We start from the raw sequence: 15,888 nt of genomic DNA on the forward strand, positions 1-15,888 counted from the left end.
TAACTTTTAAGGATTTGTAGAAGAAACTTGCAATACTTTACCGTTAAAGTATTTGTTGCCTGTTAATGTGAAATTGTAAATATAATCAGCCATTTCATTAGCTTGAATTGGTGCTTGATAACCCGGGAACGCTTCTGCTAACATTTCAGTCTGCACAGATCCCAATGCCAATACATTAAATGCTATTCCTTTGTCTTTGTATTCTTCTGACAATAATTCTGATAACGTAATTACAGCACCTTTACTCGAACTATATGCTGCTAATCCAGCAAACTTTAAACTTCCTTGTATTCCACCCATTGAACTAATAGTAACTACATGGCTACCCTTATGCAAATAAGGAATACAAATGCGCGTTAAATTAGCCACAGCAAAAACATTCACCTTGTATATATCTTCAAAATCTTTTTGGGTTGTTTCTGAAAAAGGTTTTAGCAACAAACTACCAGCGTTATGTATAATCGCGTCAACATTTTTCCAAGTCGAAGAAAGAAATGTTACAACTTTATCTAACTGAGACTCATCTGACAAGTCCACAGACAAACAGCTAATATTTTGATGATCAATAAGTGCCTGAGGTGTCTTTCTTGAAATAGCTAAGACGTTATGACCTGCATTAGCAAACTGTAAAGCCAACTCATAACCTATTCCTCTGCTTGTTCCTGTAATAATAATGTTTTTCATACTGCAAAAATAAACAAAACCAACAAAACATACTACACTACTCGTCTCCAAAAAAGAAGTAGCACTATTGCAATTCCATTCACTTTATTTAGTTGATATAATTTCTTTAGTAGTTGAAACTGCCATTTCCGTTACTGCAGGAAGCAGTTCTTGTATCAATTTTGTCATATGAGGAATATTCATTGCTTTAAAATCATCAGAAACATGGTGGTAATACGGGAAATTTTCAAAATCAAAAGTACTCACAGATTGGCAAGGCACTTTAAAAATCTCATAAAAAGAATAATTATCTGAACGATAAAATAATTGATACTCGGCCTCTTTGGGTAAAAACCCAATAGTATTTTTGCCTGTGTAATCATTAATTTTCTGAGCCATATTGGACTTATTAAAACCAGTAATATAGGCTAGATAATCACGTTTCATGGGCACGCCAATCATTTCAATATTGAACTGTGCATACAAAGGAAAGCCTTGCTGTTTTAATCTTTTCGCTAAATGTTTAGAACCCAGCAATCCTTTTTCTTCGCCAGCAAAAAAAACAAACATGACACTTCTTTTATTCGATCTTGTTGTACTAAAATATTTTGCCATCTCGGCTACTGCTGTTGTTCCTGATGCATCATCATTAGCACCATTATTAATAAAATCGCCCTCCACTGCATTTTTACTAAGACCGATGTGATCATAATGGGCACTTATTAATAGGAATTCTTTTTTAAGAACAGGATCAGTACCTTCAACAAAACCTACAACATTATAGGCTTTTCCTTTAAAATTAGACAAGGTATCTTTATAAGAAGAAAAATAGGGCTTTACGTGATTCTCTTTAAAAAATTGCTCTAAATATACTGCAGCTTTTTCCATCCCCTTACTACCAGTATCTCTCCCTTCTAGTTCATCTGAAGCAAGATATTGCAGTGTTGTAGCAACATCCTGTTCTTTAACTTGGTAATTAATTTCGATAGGAACATACGTTGATTCATAATTCACATTAGGTACAATTCCAGCGGATGGTTTACACCCAAAAAAAACAACGGCTAAAAGAAATAATATTTTTCTCATAATGCAATTTTAAAAATTAAATATAGGCCTATTTTAGTTGTAGAAAACAATCCAAAATGTTAGCGCACGTATTTTTTAAACACTTTAATCATTTGTAGTATAGCCATTATTAGAAACAACAACGGAATAAATACAGGCATCAAATATTTAGAGAAACCCGCTGTATTTTGAGTGACAGAATTAAGAAAATAAATCAGACCCAGCATTCCTAAAAAGGTACCGAGCAGTGTACCAAAAACATAATAATACGTAGCAAATTTAGTAACTGTTATGTACTGGCCATTTATTAAATACAAGTTCCACGCGGTCCAGAAGGGCAATTGCAGGAAGTTTAAAGCACTTAAAAGTACACCGATAATAAATGGAGGATAAACGAGGTACTGATCTAAGTAATTAATTTGAGCAGTATTTGGATTCGAATTAAAATAAAAAGTAAATGCTAAAAATAGCAAAAAAAAGACACCAAAGATATCAATAGCTTTTATCAGCTTCTTATTACTGGCTAACTGGCTAGCAAATAGAACCGTCGAGTAAATTACAATTACTTCAATACTGATTACTCCTAAAAGATAATAAAACAAAGAGCTTATTCCTTTTTTACTGTAGAGTTCTAACCCTATAACATTTAAATATCCCAGTGGAATTGAGCCAATAAAGCTCACCAAGAAACCAACAAAAATATTTTTTAGTTTTGCCAATGGTTTAAAAATTTACAATTTTAGTACTCTGTTCTAAATGCATGCGGTATTCTTTCATTCCCACACTGTGTTCAAGGTAAGGAACTCCCTTTTTATTATTTGCTACACTAATTTCAAACATATAAGTAATGTGCCTTGCTAATTCTTTCCAAGCAAAAAACAACGAATGTTTAGGGTCATAAATATGTGTAGGTTCGCTTGCGGCTCCATTAAGTTCTACAATGGCAAAATTTTTGCCCGCTTCTAGTTCTGTTATCGAATTATACATCACATCCAGTCTTCCAAAAAAGAAACCAGGAATTTGCAAACATAATTCATTAATTGCATCTTCTAATTTTGGTGTAATCCAGTGACTACCATCAATAAATTTAGCTCCTCTTGCATGATTTCCATAAGGCACTAAATTAATCGTTTCACCAGGTGACAGAACAGCTAACAACTTAGTTCCATATTCCTGCTTTAAAACTTTAAGCTGAAACTCATACCGAGGATTTTTCTTAATCAGTTCTTCAATTGTTGCTTTTCCATCTCCTGTAATAATCATGAATTCCTTAGAAACAATTCCAGTAACCCTCCCCTTTTGTGCATCAGGGTAGCGCACAAAGAAGATTCCTATTTCATGTTCATAAGGAATCAAATCCTGAATTAGGTAATTAAAGTTGGCTTTTTCAGCATAGTTTTTCAAATCAGCTATAGACTCAATTTTCTTAACTGCTGATCCTCTGAGTCCAATGTCTGGCTTAGCAATCAAAGGAAAATTTATTCCTGATGTATGTATTATGTCCAGCACATCCTGCAATGCAGTTCCCTCTGTGATAAGTTCTGTCTTCGGATAGTATTTATTGGGAATTAAATCATAAATAGCCTTTTTAGATTCCATGATAAATCCCCCGTTTTTAATGGTTGGATTAGATGCGTTAAAGAAAAAAATCGATCGTGCTTTAACAGCATAAAAAGCCCATAGAAAGTAGATTGGTACATATACCAACTGAAAAGGCCAATACTCCCAATTGGTGATTTTATGTAGAACTAATTTATTTTTGCTATTAAGGATGTATTGAATCAATTGACTGTTCTTTTTTATACAATACTAAATGAAATAGTTGATTTTTCCTGGGTAAGCAAATCATAGTGTATGATACTTACATTATCCATTTGAATCACAGATTGCGTGATACTTAAAGTTTTTAATTCATTATTCCGATTAATGACAAATCCATTTTCTTGATTTTCATCATCGGTATAGCGATGAAATTGATACATATCTTCTTCAGCTATCCATTTTTTTTGTTGCAAAAATGAATTAAATAATTTGACCCTATAAGCCCTTACATCTTTAGGATATAAAGTTGAAGAAGACCAAATGTGTTTCTCGTTTACATCTAATTCCTGCGTGATTTTATTAGAACCATCCCATTGCAATTGAAAAAGCTGGTCGTGTAAAAGTAGTACCATTGTAAAAGGCTCTATATTGTGTAAGTCAATAGTATTCCAAAATTCTTTTGGCGATAAGCTCGCTATCAATTCTAAAACGACTAAACCTCTACTCTTTCTATAAGGACTTCTGATGATATGTTTTTCTGACGCGCCATTTAAAAGAACTAAGACTGTACCCCGTTCGTCAACTGCGTACCAAGTCCCTCCTGCTTTTGGATCTTTTGGATAAACTACATTTTTTCCTCCTAATATATAGTTTTTGGGAGCGATTGCACTAGGTCTACTAGTTTGTTCATCCCTATTTGAAGTGATAATAACTTTACCTTGGGACTTTATAAAACTTACTGTGCACATTGATTTCTATATTCTATTGTGGAACGGGCTACACCAAAATCTTCACTAAGGATAATGTTTTTACTTTCTAAAACTGCTACTTTTATTAAAGCTTGATGATGAATGCAATGTTCTAAATTGTACAGTAATTCACGAAAATAATTGCTCTCGATATAAATTACTTCTCCGTCAATTATTTGCTGCAACTCCATTTTTTTGTTTTCTTTTTCTAAAGACTTCTGGATATGCTTAATCTGAAGTATAGCAAACTTTGTATCTGTTTCTATCACAGGATTGCGTTCTCTCTTATCGTAGTTAACTTTACCAGATGTATACTGACTGTCTAAACACTGGAACATTTCTATAATATGCCTCGTATGCTCTCCAATACTGGCTTGACTTAACAATGTACAGGGAGAAGCATAGTTGTTATCCGGTAGTTGCTGTAGCAAGTCAACCAATTCATTTAAACTTTTATTTATAGAAGGTATTAGCATATTAAAACTTTAAATGTAAGAAACCTAGAATTTTACTTATTTGTAAAAGAACCTAAAGTAACAAATAAAAGTAATAAGTGTCAATATAAAAAATGCTCCTTGCTCGTTTTATTAGCATTTTCTAAAATAGTAACTTTTAAAACTAGACGCCCTATTTTATTGTTTTTTAAGCGTGTTCTTCCAGTTAGCTTCTGCTTTAGCCTTTAAAATACTTTGCTTTTTATTCCAGGTCTTCAAAGTATTATTGAAATAAGCATTATAAAAAAGGTACAGCTTTCCATCAATAATTTTATAGGTTTGTGGATCAATCGCTACTTTATCACCGGATTGTCCCATAGCATACGCACACCATCCTCCATATTGAGGTTCATAAGCGGCAGGTCTATTTAGAAAAGCAGTTTTATTATTTTCTGTTGCAAAATAATATACTACACCTAAATAGTATACAGATAAATCTTGTTTCCCCTTTAACGGTTTTGCTTCTTTAAAATAAGAAACAGGATCATAACCCTGAATCGCTATTGTCTGTTCTAAATTAAAATGCTTCGCTCTATCAAACTCCTTTTGAGAATACAACAAAAGGCCAAAAAAGAGTAAAACTATTGAAAAGGCTTTTTTCATTTTTGATAATTTAAAGAAGTTAGGATGTTTGGAATAATCGACTATTATCAAGAACTGCATTTGACGCTTATGCGCTCCTCTTTCAATTTCCTTTCTAAATTTACAATATAAATAAAAAAAAACCATTAAAGGGTTCGATCTCATTAAGTCAAATACTGCCTTAATTACGATCACCCTTTAATGGTTCCCTCTATATTATAGTTACAGAACTAAGAAACTAATGTTCTTGAAATAACAATTCTTTGAATTTCTGAAGTCCCTTCATAAATTTGAGTAATTTTTGCATCACGCATCATTCGCTCAACATGGTATTCTGCCACATATCCATTTCCACCATGTATTTGTACCGCTTCAATCGTCGTATCCATCGCCGTTTGAGAAGCAAATAATTTTGCCATCGCCCCAGATTGTGATATATCCATTCCTGCATCTTTTTCAAATGCAGCTTTAAAACACAACATTTTAGCCGCTGTAATTTGGGTTGCCATATCAGCTAGTTTGAAAGCAATCGCTTGGTGTTTGAAAATTTCTTTACCAAAAGCTTTACGCTCCTGCGAATACTTCAATGCTAACTCATACGCTCCAGTAGCAATTCCTAATGCTTGTGAAGCAATACCAATTCTACCACCGTTTAAAACAGCCATTGCGAAGTTGAAACCAAAACCATCTGCACCAATTCTATTTTCTTTAGGAACTTTTACATCTGTAAACATTAAAGAATGCGTATCTGATCCACGAATTCCCATTTTCTTTTCCTTGGTTCCAATATCAAATCCTGCCCAACCTTTTTCAACGATAAAAGCATTAATTCCTTTGTGCCCTTTATCAACATCAGTATGAGCAATAACAATATAAGTAGAAGCCGAAGAACCATTAGTAATCCAGTTTTTTGTACCATTTAATAAATAATGGTCTCCTTTATCTATTGCTGTTGTTTTTTGAGAAGTAGCATCTGAACCAGCTTCTGGTTCTGACAAACAAAATGCACCAATAACATCACCTTTAGCAAGTGGCACTAGGTATTTTTGTTTTTGTTCCTCATTACAATATTTTTCTAAACCAGCACAAACTAATGAATTATTCACTGACATAATTACAGCAGCAGAGGCATCAATTTTTGCTATTTCGGTCATAGCTAAAACATAAGAAACGCTATCCAATCCTGAACCACCGTATTTAGGATCAACCATCATTCCTAGAAAACCTAGCTCAGCCATCTTTTTGACTTGCTCTGTTGGAAATTTAGAATGTTCGTCTCTTTCAATTACCCCAGGCAACAATTCACTTTGAGCAAAATCTCTAGCGGCTTGTTGAATCATTAATTGCTCTTCGGTTAGATTAAAATCCATAACTGTATTACTTTTTATTAATTTATTTAATTCTCTTATTTTAAAAAACAAAGTTTCCTTGTAAACAGCTATTTCACAAAAAATTTACCTCTGGATTCTTTTTTAAGAATTGATGATTATTATACGTTGTTGTTTATTTGTTTCCTTTTATGTAAAAAAAAGTAGTCAAAGATACTTTTTTCTTGTCAAATTTTCAATTTTGATTTGTAAATTTGAGCCATGAAACAAGAATACTATAACGTTATCGGAGTTATGTCAGGAACTTCGCTAGACGGAGTTGATTTAGCGCATATTGAATTTTCGATAATTGATGGCAAATGGAACTTTGAAATTAAAGAAAGTGAAACCGTTTCCTACAGTTCTAGCTGGATTGCTACGTTAAAAGCAGCCGTAGATTTCTCTGAAACCCAGTTAACCAAATTAAATGAAGATTACACCATTCTGTTAGCATCTATCATAAGTAATTTCATCAAAAAACATTCTTTAAGCGAGCTGGATGCTGTATGCTCCCATGGTCATACTATTTTACACCAGCCACAAAATAAACTAACATTACAAATAGGTAACTTATCTAAGCTTGCAACTTTAATAAACCAACAAGTAGTTTGCGACTTTAGAGTACAAGATGTACAAATGGGAGGACAAGGAGCTCCTTTGGTACCTATTGGCGACCGCATCTTATTCTCACAATATGATTATTGCATGAATTTAGGTGGATTCTCCAATGTGTCCTTTGAAAGTGGCTACGAGCGACTTGCTTTTGACATCTCTCCAGTAAATACTGTATTGAACTTTTATGCAAATCAATTGGGCTTGGATTATGATGACAAGGGTCAAATAGCCAGACAAGGGAAAAACAGTGATGATTTGTTAGAAGAACTGAACCAGCTAGATTTTTACCATCAAAAATATCCTAAATCTTTAGGTTTTGAATTTGTAAAAGAGACGGTCTTACCGATTATCGAAAATCACAATTTAGACATCAAAGACAAATTACATACTTTTACAGAACATGTGGCTCAACAGATAGCTTTGGCCTTACCTACTAAAAAAGCTTCTCTTTTTATTACAGGTGGTGGTGCTTATAACAGTTACCTTATAGAGCGAATACAGTTTTACTTGCCAGAAATCAAAATCATAATTCCAGACAATAAAACATTAGAATTCAAAGAAGCCTTGATTTTCGCGCTTTTAGGCGTCTTGAAATTGCGAGCTGAAATCAATGTTTTGAGTAGCGTTACAGGTGCGCAAATGGATCACAGCTCTGGAAAAATTTACCCTTATAAATAAAAACCAAAATACATAATTCACATTATTCTATTTTTTACATTTGTACAAATTAAACATATCGCAACAAAATGAAAGATTTACTAAAGAAATTTGAAAATAAAGAACCTGAAATTGTTTTTAACTGGAAAGATGCTGAAACAGAAGCAGAAGGCTGGACAGTCATTAATTCTCTTCGTGGTGGTGCCGCAGGTGGTGGTACTCGTATGAGAAAAGGTTTAGACATGAATGAAGTTTTGTCTCTAGCTAAAACAATGGAAGTAAAATTTTCTGTTTCTGGTCCTGCAATTGGAGGAGCTAAATCTGGAATTAATTTTGATCCAAACGATCCTCGCAAAAAAGGGGTTTTACAACGTTGGTACAAAGCAGTTTCTCCCTTACTAAAAAGTTATTATGGAACGGGTGGTGATTTGAATGTGGATGAAATTCATGAAGTGATCCCAATGACAGAAGAATGTGGTGTTTGGCATCCACAAGAAGGTGTTTTTAATGGTCATTTTAAACCTACCGAAGCAGACAAAATCAACCGTATTGGTCAATTGCGTCAAGGTGTCGTTAAAGTAATTGAAAATCCACAATTCTCTCCTGATGTTGCTCGAAAATACACCATTGCTGATATGATTACCGGTTATGGGGTTGCAGAAGCAGTTCGTCATTTTTACGCTACGTATGGTGGTGAAGTCAAAGGAAAAAGAGCGATTGTTCAAGGTTTTGGTAATGTAGGATCAGCGGCGGCTTTTTATTTAGCAGACATGGGAGCCAAAGTCGTTGGAATTATTGATAGAGATGGTGGTTTGATCAATGAAGACGGATTTTCTTTTGAAGAAATTAAAAAACTATTCTTAGACAAAGATGGAAACAAATTAGTTGCCGATAATATGATTACGTTTGACGAAATCAACCAAAAAATATGGACTATTGGTGCCGAAATATTCACGCCATGTGCGGCTTCTAGATTAGTACAGCAAGATCAAATTGACAGCTTGATTGCCAGTGGCCTTGAAGTAATATCTTGCGGAGCTAATGTTCCTTTTGCCGACAAAGAAATCTTTTTTGGACCTATCATGGAAGATGTAGATAGTAAAGTAAGTTTAATTCCTGATTTTATTTCTAACTGTGGTATGGCAAGAGTTTTTGCTTATTTCATGGAAAAGAAAGTACAAATGACTGATGAAGCTATTTTTCATGACACCTCAGAAATTATTAAAAATGCAATTGAAAAAGCACACGCTTTGAACAGTTCAAAAACAAACATCAGTGCTACAGCATTCGAAATTGCGCTAAAACAATTAGTGTAAACAAATAAAACATACTCATTATTATTAGTAGTAAGGAGCAAAAATAAAGTTCGGTAAAAACCCTTTCTGGGAATTTATCGAACTTTTTTTATTTCTTATCAAAAGCATAAAAAACGGTATTATTATTGTTAAACAAACGATATTGTTAAATAGTAAGTGTTTGCTTTTTTATCTAAGAAAACTAACAATTTTTATAATATATTAGCGTTTCATTACTAAAGAAAAATTGTATGAGTATAATGTTACAAGCAGATACCCTATCTGCTGCACAAGAAAGTTTAGCCGAAGCAGTACCTGTAGAAAAAACTTTATCCATTATTGAACTGCTAACTAGCGGAGGATTAGCAGGACAAATCATAATGACTGCATTGTTTTTAATGTTTTTTGCCGCCTTGTATCTTTATTTTGAGCGCTTAATGGCCATTAATGCCGCCTCTAAAATTGATAGTAATTTCATGAGTCAAATCAGAGAAAATATTAGAAATGGCCGCATAGATAACGCAAAAATATTGTGTGCACACTCAAAATCTCCCGTAGCTCGACTAATTGAAAAAGGAATTTCAAGAATTGGCAAGCCATTAGATGATATTAATACCGCAATTGAAAACGCCGGAAAACTAGAAATATACAAACTAGAAAAGAATGTAAGTATGCTTGCTACTATTTCTGGAGCAGGACCTATGACTGGTTTCCTTGGGACAGTTGTGGGAATGATCCAGGCCTTTCATAGAATGGCATCTGCAGGAGGACAAATTGAGGTAGGCGCACTTTCTGAAGGAATTTATACTGCAATGACCACTACAGTAGTAGGACTTGTTGTAGGTATTATTGCATATGTAGGATACAACCACTTAGTAGTTAAAACAGATAAAATTGTACACCAAATGGAAGCGAATGCTGTTGACTTTTTAGATTTACTAAATGACCCAGCATAACAATTGAAATTCTCAGTTGTTGTTACAACAATGAGAAATAATTGATTTTCCTATAAAAACAAATACACTCTACTTATGAATTTAAGAGGAAGAAATAAAGTTAGCGCCGAATTCAATATGTCGTCCATGACGGATATTGTATTCTTATTGCTCATTTTCTTTATGCTTACATCAACGATGGTCACTACAAATGCACTAGATCTTGTGTTACCAAAAGCTAAAGGAAAGACAGATAGCAATAAAAACATCGCAGTTAGCATTAATAAAAAATTAGAGTTCTTCATTGACAAAGAAGCCGTTTCTGAAACAGAATTAGAATCGAAATTATTAACATTGTTTGCCGCTGATAAAGACAAAGCCATTATTTTAAGAGCGGAAGAAGGAGTTCCTATCGAAAAAGCGGTAAATGTATTGGATATTGCAAATAGAAACCAAATTAAAGTTGTTTTGGCTGTAAGGCCAAAATAAAGGTATTTGACCTTAAAAAACAGATTTACTCTACATGAAATATTTAGAAACAGAAGAGGAAAAAAAATCATTTGCCATCACATCAATTCTTTTTGTGATCATGTTCATCTTGTTTTTTTATTTAGGACTAACCTACTTAGACCCTCCACCTGAAAACGGAATTGCCATCAATTTTGGAACAACTGAGTTTGGTTCGGGCGAAGTTCAGCCCACAGAGGCTATCCAGTCCGCACCTCAACCTACGGCAGCAAAACAAGCCGCTTCGAGCGATGATGAGGTGCTTTCGCAAGATATTGAAGAAGCTGTGGTAATGAAGCAGGTTAAAAAAACCCAGCCTACAAAAGAAACAACCAAGGAAGAGGTAAAACCAAAGCCTAAAGAAAGCCCCAAACCATCCAAAAGCACAACAGATGCCTTATCTAGCTTAATCAATGGACCAAAATCTGACGGAAAAGCAGCTGGTGGTGAAGGAAACGACAATAAACCGGGAGATAAAGGAAGCTTAAACGGTGATCCTTATGCTAACAGCTATTATGGTTCAGGAACTGGAAGCGGTAATGGAAGTGGCTGGGGACTCAATGGACGAAGCATTAGTTCAAGAGGCAAGGAAGTCCAAAAATGCAATGAATTTGGAACTGTAGTTGTTCAAATTACCGTAAATCGCAGTGGAAATGTAATTGCAGCGAAGTACACTAAGGGAACCACAAATACTAATCCTTGCTTAATAGAACCCGCTTTGGCCACAGCCAGAAAATACAAATGGCAGGCTGACTCCAACGCTCCTGAAACCCAAATAGGTTTTATCACCGTCAATTTTAAATTAGGAGAATAAACAGCCTCTTCTAATAGTAAAACGCAACTATATTTCACATCAACGACAATTAAAATGAATTACCAAGAAACAACTCATTGGATGTTCAATCAACTCCCTATGTACCAACTTCAGGGAGCTTCAGCGTATAAAAAGGATTTAACTAATACCCACTTATTAATTAATCACCTTCACAACCCACATACAAACTTAAAATTCATTCATGTTGCAGGTACAAATGGAAAAGGCTCGACTTCCCATATGCTAGCTTCAATCCTGCAAGAGGCAGGTTATAAAGTAGGACTTTACACGTCACCGCACTTAAAAGATTTTAGAGAAAGAATAAAAATTAATGGTCAAGATATTTCAGAAGACTTTGTCTGTAGTTTTATAGCTGACAACAAACCTTTTTTTGAAGCGAATGACATTAGTTTTTTCGAAATGAGTGTAGGCTTGGCTTTTGATTATTTTGCCAAGGAAAATGTCGATATTGCTATCATTGAAGTAGGAATGGGCGGCCGCCTTGACGCCACAAATATTATTACGCCTTTACTATCAGTTATCACTAATATTGGACTAGACCACACACAATTCTTAGGAAATACTTTAGAAGCAATAGCCTCTGAAAAGGCAGGAATTATAAAGCCTAAAGTCCCTGTAGTAATTGGCGAATATACTGAACAAACGCAAGCCGTATTTTCGGCTGTAGCCAAAGAAAATAGTGCTCCCCTTTATTTTGCAGCTGATCTGATTACGGACACCTATCCTTCAGACCTTATTGGTGATTACCAAGTTCACAATAAAAAGACGGTTTTACAAGCAATTAAACTAATTACTACAATGAATAACTTTACAGTCAAGGATAGCGATATTAAAAGTGGTTTACTGAAAGTTATTACTAATACCAGTTTGCATGGCCGTTGGGAACAGTTAAATGAGCATCCAAAGGTAATTTGTGATACGGCACACAATAAAAATGGGCTGGAGATTGTATTTAAGCAAGTGGCCAATGAAACATTTGACCAATTACACATTGTTTTTGGCGTTGTTAATGATAAAAACTTAGATGAAATTCTTCCTTTATTACCAAAAGAAGCGATTTATTATTTTTCGAAGCCAAATAATCCGCGGGGATTAGACGCGACTGTTTTGGCAGAAAAAGCACAGCAACAAGGACTCGCAGGAACGGTATTTAATTCTATTACAGAAGCTTATCAAAAAGCTTTGGAATCAGCCAAGGACACTGACTTAATATACATTGGTGGAAGCACCTTTGTAGTTGCAGAAATTTTATAATTTTTTTTATTTTTTGCTTGCATATCTAAAAAAGAGACTTATATTTGCACTCGCAATAAGGAAATGAAAATTATCGAATTGCACTAGGGCGATTAGCTCAGCTGGTTCAGAGCACCTCGTTTACACCGAGGGGGTCGGGGGTTCGAACCCCTCATCGCCCACAAAACTTCTCAAGAAATTGAGAAGTTTTTTTTTGCACTAATTTTTCCTTTACCTCCTATAGTTGAATAATTTCCGTTTGCTTTAATTGTGGTAGCTAAAGTTTACTTAGAAACAAACGCAATTCCTCTTTTAAAGCATTATAGCAGTTTTATGTAAAGAGGTCCAGATCTGTTACTCTGCTTCACAAAAAAAAAGCCGCCTCAAAACAAATTGAAGACGGCTTTTATATATAGTAGTGTGGAGCTAATCCGCTTTATACAGTCTAATGTAATCTAGCATGGCTTTATTAACAGCTACATTCATATTAGTATTCCATAGTTCTAATATCAATTGAATTTGATTAGTGCCTTTAACAAGATTAACTTTATACGAGTTAGACAATCCCCAATCAGACCATTCATTAGTTCCACGTTGTGGAAAAACCATTACACCCACATAATCCTCGTTAAGATATAAAGAACGAATGGCACATTTATTATCTGTATTCCAAGGACCGCTACCATTAGCATATTTAACAGTTATAAAATAACTACCACTTTCAGGCACAGTAACCGGTATCGTAATTTTAGTGTTTTTAGCATTGGAAACCTCTACAAAACCATTTCCAGAGAAATTAACATACTTCAAATCTGATGGAGATGCATAATCTTCTACTTCAACAACCACAGGTTTTGCAGGACTGTGAATCATAGGTTCACTCAGGAAAGACTCTACTCCTTCTCCATCTAAAGCGCTAATCGCATATTCAGCATAAGAACGGTCTTTAATATCATACTCAGTTGCTGTTGTTTTTTCTAACAACTTACCATTTTTATAAATATTGTAATTTGCTGCACCTACAACTGGATTCCAGCTAATTTTGTTATTAATTATACTGGCTATTGGATTTGATAAACTAAATTTATTAGCCACCAGATTAATTGCTTCTTTAGAGAAATCATTATTCATCATCGTGATTACTACAGTATGTTTCCCAGACAAGCTTGCCGCTACCTCTGCTTTATCAACTCCAATTCCGTCCACTAATACTGACTTAATTTCATTACCAAATCCTTTTACAGTAATATTTAAAATAGCGTTTCTGTATTTAAAATTTTGTAATGTTTTGGTTCCAGAATAACTCTTAGGAATAACAGGTGCAAAGACTAAACGGTCTTCTTCAAATTGCATTCCCATAAATACTCGATAGACCATAGAAAGGTTTCCTGCCATGCTCCAAAGCATTCGATGAGAGTTGATTTCGGTGCCTTTAAAATCACCTGTTTCGGCAACCATATTTTCGTAATTGGTCAAAAATAATCCGGCCGCTCTGTAGAGCGAAGCCAGGCCGTGTGTCAAAACTTGTTCATTTCCTACTTTGGCTGCAGCCAAATTCCAATAAGACTGTACGAAAGGCCAGATCCCATTATTGTGATATGGTGGAATACCTGGAATTTGAGGATATATACAAGTTACACCAAATTCAGTAACGGGGCTTTTAGCAATGATTGCCTTACTTTGATCTTTGTCTGCAACATCAAATAATACAGCCAATGCCTCACCCAATGCTTCAAAGCGTTTTGAGGCTGTTAGGTAGTTACGGCCGTACAAGTACTGAGCATAGTACCCTTTGTCTTCCATCCACAGTTGTTTATTGATTCCGTCTTTTATTTGCGTAGCTATAGCATCGTATTCTTGATGAGGTTCTCCTAAAAGAATTGCCATTTTAGATAAGATTTGATGCGTTTGATAATGCACGATATTAGTACCTAAATTTTGAGAAACATAAATATCCATATTCGACATCCACTTAGGATAGGTTTGCTCTCTCCAGTCTAAGAAAGAAGACTCACCAGAATACATTCCAGTTTCTTCTGAACTGATTGTTTTGAAATCATCAGCTGCAGAATTCTTAATAATCGTATAAGCTTTTTTTAACCATCCTTGGTCTCCAGTAGTTTTATATACTTCCCATGCCGCTAATGCCCAAGTCGTTCTATCTGAAGAAACGGGCCAAGCACCTCCTGAACCAGTATCTTGAATAATACGATCTCTATTTACTTTTTTCATTAAACTTATCTTAGCCACTTCTGGTTCTAAGTAGGCAAATGCCAAAACAATACTGTAGCTAATATCACGAGTCCAAACTCCTGCCCACTTTGCTCCTGTTCTAAAAGTACTATCAGGTTCAATAGCCAGTTTAGCTTCTTCCAATGAAAGATTGTACAACGCATTTACAAGAGGTTGATCTGACGTATAGCTTGCTTTTAAAGAAATATCTTCCGAAAGTTTCCATTGTTTACTATCAGTAGAAATTAGCGGATTAAGTTTTAATGTAATGTCAAAGATACCGTCATTGTCGGCATCATTCATCTTTAGACCACGCGAACCCAGATTCACAAAATCCCATGTTAGTGGCAAAGCGCCTCCAGCGATGTAAACTCCTTTAAAATCAGCTTTGGCAATTTTAGATCCGTCATTACATAAGTAAAAACCGTTCGCTTCAAATTGTTTAAAAACAGCACGCATATCTAATCGAAAGGTAAATTCAGATTCAGCTGCTAAAAGACCCTTTTCTCCTTTTCCTTGGTCGGGTTGTTGCTCACCAAAAACATATAAAGGTGACACTTTTTGATCTGTTATAACCAACTCATGATTAACACCAGGCGCTAAATCGTTGTCTTTTTCATTAATACTGAACTTAAATATCATTACATTAGAATAGGTATCATTCTCAGCACTTTTATAATTTGACTGTATAGCAGTCGGAGAAAGTACCTTGGCCACATTATTTCCCTGAACTACCTTATCAGTGTATATCGTAAAACTCTTGGCATTATATAGAATTGAAGAGTCCGTTTTACATGAACTAATAAAAACCATGAATAGGAGTATTAAAAAGTTTGACTTGCTTATTCTTATTTTCATAAAGGTCTAAATTTATTTTTACTTAAAATTAAATTGATTT

The 15,888-nt window shown here is 34.6% G+C and carries 15 protein-coding genes and 1 tRNA gene; 7 read left to right on the forward strand and 9 right to left on the reverse strand.

Annotation, left to right across the window (positions count from 1 at the left end):
- Positions 1 to 6: 6 nt before the first annotated feature.
- From ACEN2K_RS10945 to ACEN2K_RS10980, 8 genes are all read right to left on the reverse strand, one after another.
- Entirely contained in the window at positions 7 to 684 is a 678-nt protein-coding gene (locus tag ACEN2K_RS10945; RefSeq protein WP_441759359.1) for an SDR family NAD(P)-dependent oxidoreductase, read from the reverse strand.
- An 84-nt stretch (positions 685 to 768) separates the two neighbouring features.
- Positions 769 to 1,749 (reverse strand): M28 family peptidase, encoded by a 981-nt coding sequence (locus ACEN2K_RS10950; protein WP_441759360.1) that lies wholly within the window; start codon positions 1,747 to 1,749, stop codon positions 769 to 771.
- Between the two features lie 59 nt (positions 1,750 to 1,808).
- On the reverse strand, positions 1,809 to 2,447 hold the full coding sequence (locus ACEN2K_RS10955) for a hypothetical protein (RefSeq protein ID WP_441759361.1): 639 nt from the start codon (positions 2,445 to 2,447) through the stop codon (positions 1,809 to 1,811).
- A gap of 4 nt (positions 2,448 to 2,451) precedes the next feature.
- On the reverse strand, positions 2,452 to 3,513 hold the full coding sequence (locus ACEN2K_RS10960; protein ID WP_441759362.1) for a D-alanine--D-alanine ligase: 1,062 nt from the start codon (positions 3,511 to 3,513) through the stop codon (positions 2,452 to 2,454).
- Between the two features lie 14 nt (positions 3,514 to 3,527).
- Complete coding sequence (locus ACEN2K_RS10965) at positions 3,528 to 4,238, reverse strand: NRDE family protein (protein ID WP_441759363.1); 711 nt, start codon at positions 4,236 to 4,238, stop codon at positions 3,528 to 3,530.
- A complete protein-coding gene (locus tag ACEN2K_RS10970; RefSeq protein WP_441759364.1) occupies positions 4,226 to 4,714 on the reverse strand; it encodes a DinB family protein in 489 nt (162 codons plus the stop codon). The genes ACEN2K_RS10965 and ACEN2K_RS10970 overlap by 13 nt, the downstream gene beginning before the upstream one ends.
- Before the next feature lie 156 nt (positions 4,715 to 4,870).
- Positions 4,871 to 5,335: a YHS domain-containing (seleno)protein gene (locus ACEN2K_RS10975; RefSeq protein WP_441759365.1), complete on the reverse strand. Its 465-nt coding sequence runs from the start codon at positions 5,333 to 5,335 to the stop codon at positions 4,871 to 4,873.
- A gap of 209 nt (positions 5,336 to 5,544) precedes the next feature.
- Positions 5,545 to 6,684, reverse strand: a complete 1,140-nt coding sequence (locus ACEN2K_RS10980; RefSeq protein ID WP_441759366.1) for an acyl-CoA dehydrogenase family protein — start codon at positions 6,682 to 6,684, stop codon at positions 5,545 to 5,547.
- A gap of 219 nt (positions 6,685 to 6,903) precedes the next feature.
- Between ACEN2K_RS10980 and ACEN2K_RS10985 the strand changes: the two genes are divergently transcribed.
- From ACEN2K_RS10985 to ACEN2K_RS11015, 7 genes are all read left to right on the forward strand, one after another.
- Positions 6,904 to 7,974: an anhydro-N-acetylmuramic acid kinase gene (locus ACEN2K_RS10985; protein ID WP_441759367.1), complete on the forward strand. Its 1,071-nt coding sequence runs from the start codon at positions 6,904 to 6,906 to the stop codon at positions 7,972 to 7,974.
- A gap of 68 nt (positions 7,975 to 8,042) precedes the next feature.
- On the forward strand, positions 8,043 to 9,269 hold the full coding sequence (locus ACEN2K_RS10990) for a Glu/Leu/Phe/Val dehydrogenase dimerization domain-containing protein (protein ID WP_441759368.1): 1,227 nt from the start codon (positions 8,043 to 8,045) through the stop codon (positions 9,267 to 9,269).
- Between the two features lie 230 nt (positions 9,270 to 9,499).
- On the forward strand, positions 9,500 to 10,204 hold the full coding sequence (locus tag ACEN2K_RS10995) for a MotA/TolQ/ExbB proton channel family protein (protein ID WP_441759369.1): 705 nt from the start codon (positions 9,500 to 9,502) through the stop codon (positions 10,202 to 10,204).
- Between the two features lie 75 nt (positions 10,205 to 10,279).
- Positions 10,280 to 10,672, forward strand: a complete 393-nt coding sequence (locus tag ACEN2K_RS11000; protein ID WP_441759370.1) for an ExbD/TolR family protein — start codon at positions 10,280 to 10,282, stop codon at positions 10,670 to 10,672.
- A gap of 34 nt (positions 10,673 to 10,706) precedes the next feature.
- Complete coding sequence (locus ACEN2K_RS11005; protein ID WP_441759371.1) at positions 10,707 to 11,504, forward strand: energy transducer TonB; 798 nt, start codon at positions 10,707 to 10,709, stop codon at positions 11,502 to 11,504.
- A gap of 54 nt (positions 11,505 to 11,558) precedes the next feature.
- Positions 11,559 to 12,779: a bifunctional folylpolyglutamate synthase/dihydrofolate synthase gene (locus ACEN2K_RS11010; RefSeq protein ID WP_441759372.1), complete on the forward strand. Its 1,221-nt coding sequence runs from the start codon at positions 11,559 to 11,561 to the stop codon at positions 12,777 to 12,779.
- A gap of 86 nt (positions 12,780 to 12,865) precedes the next feature.
- Positions 12,866 to 12,940, forward strand: a tRNA-Val gene (locus tag ACEN2K_RS11015).
- A 244-nt stretch (positions 12,941 to 13,184) separates the two neighbouring features.
- Here ACEN2K_RS11015 and ACEN2K_RS11020 read toward each other — a convergent pair.
- Complete coding sequence (locus ACEN2K_RS11020; RefSeq protein ID WP_441759373.1) at positions 13,185 to 15,848, reverse strand: alpha-L-rhamnosidase-related protein; 2,664 nt, start codon at positions 15,846 to 15,848, stop codon at positions 13,185 to 13,187.
- Positions 15,849 to 15,888: the final 40 nt, after the last annotated feature.

The sequence above is a fragment of the Flavobacterium sp. W21_SRS_FM3 genome (assembly GCF_052113625.1).
Lineage (GTDB): Bacteria > Bacteroidota > Bacteroidia > Flavobacteriales > Flavobacteriaceae > Flavobacterium.

Bases quoted from the DNA above. Each gene is read 5' to 3' on its own strand.
- ACEN2K_RS10995 (WP_441759369.1), top strand. From the start codon at position 9,500: ATGAGTATAATGTTACAAGCAGATACCCTATCTGCTGCACAAGAAAGT.
- ACEN2K_RS11005 (WP_441759371.1), top strand. From the start codon at position 10,707: ATGAAATATTTAGAAACAGAAGAGGAAAAAAAATCATTTGCCATCACA.
- ACEN2K_RS10950 (WP_441759360.1), bottom strand. From the start codon at position 1,749: ATGAGAAAAATATTATTTCTTTTAGCCGTTGTTTTTTTTGGGTGTAAA.
- ACEN2K_RS10990 (WP_441759368.1), top strand. From the start codon at position 8,043: ATGAAAGATTTACTAAAGAAATTTGAAAATAAAGAACCTGAAATTGTT.
- ACEN2K_RS10980 (WP_441759366.1), bottom strand. From the start codon at position 6,684: ATGGATTTTAATCTAACCGAAGAGCAATTAATGATTCAACAAGCCGCT.
- ACEN2K_RS10985 (WP_441759367.1), top strand. From the start codon at position 6,904: ATGAAACAAGAATACTATAACGTTATCGGAGTTATGTCAGGAACTTCG.
- ACEN2K_RS10965 (WP_441759363.1), bottom strand. From the start codon at position 4,238: ATGTGCACAGTAAGTTTTATAAAGTCCCAAGGTAAAGTTATTATCACT.
- ACEN2K_RS11020 (WP_441759373.1), bottom strand. From the start codon at position 15,848: ATGAAAATAAGAATAAGCAAGTCAAACTTTTTAATACTCCTATTCATG.
- ACEN2K_RS10970 (WP_441759364.1), bottom strand. From the start codon at position 4,714: ATGCTAATACCTTCTATAAATAAAAGTTTAAATGAATTGGTTGACTTG.
- ACEN2K_RS11000 (WP_441759370.1), top strand. From the start codon at position 10,280: ATGAATTTAAGAGGAAGAAATAAAGTTAGCGCCGAATTCAATATGTCG.
- ACEN2K_RS10945 (WP_441759359.1), bottom strand. From the start codon at position 684: ATGAAAAACATTATTATTACAGGAACAAGCAGAGGAATAGGTTATGAG.
- ACEN2K_RS10975 (WP_441759365.1), bottom strand. From the start codon at position 5,335: ATGAAAAAAGCCTTTTCAATAGTTTTACTCTTTTTTGGCCTTTTGTTG.
- ACEN2K_RS11010 (WP_441759372.1), top strand. From the start codon at position 11,559: ATGAATTACCAAGAAACAACTCATTGGATGTTCAATCAACTCCCTATG.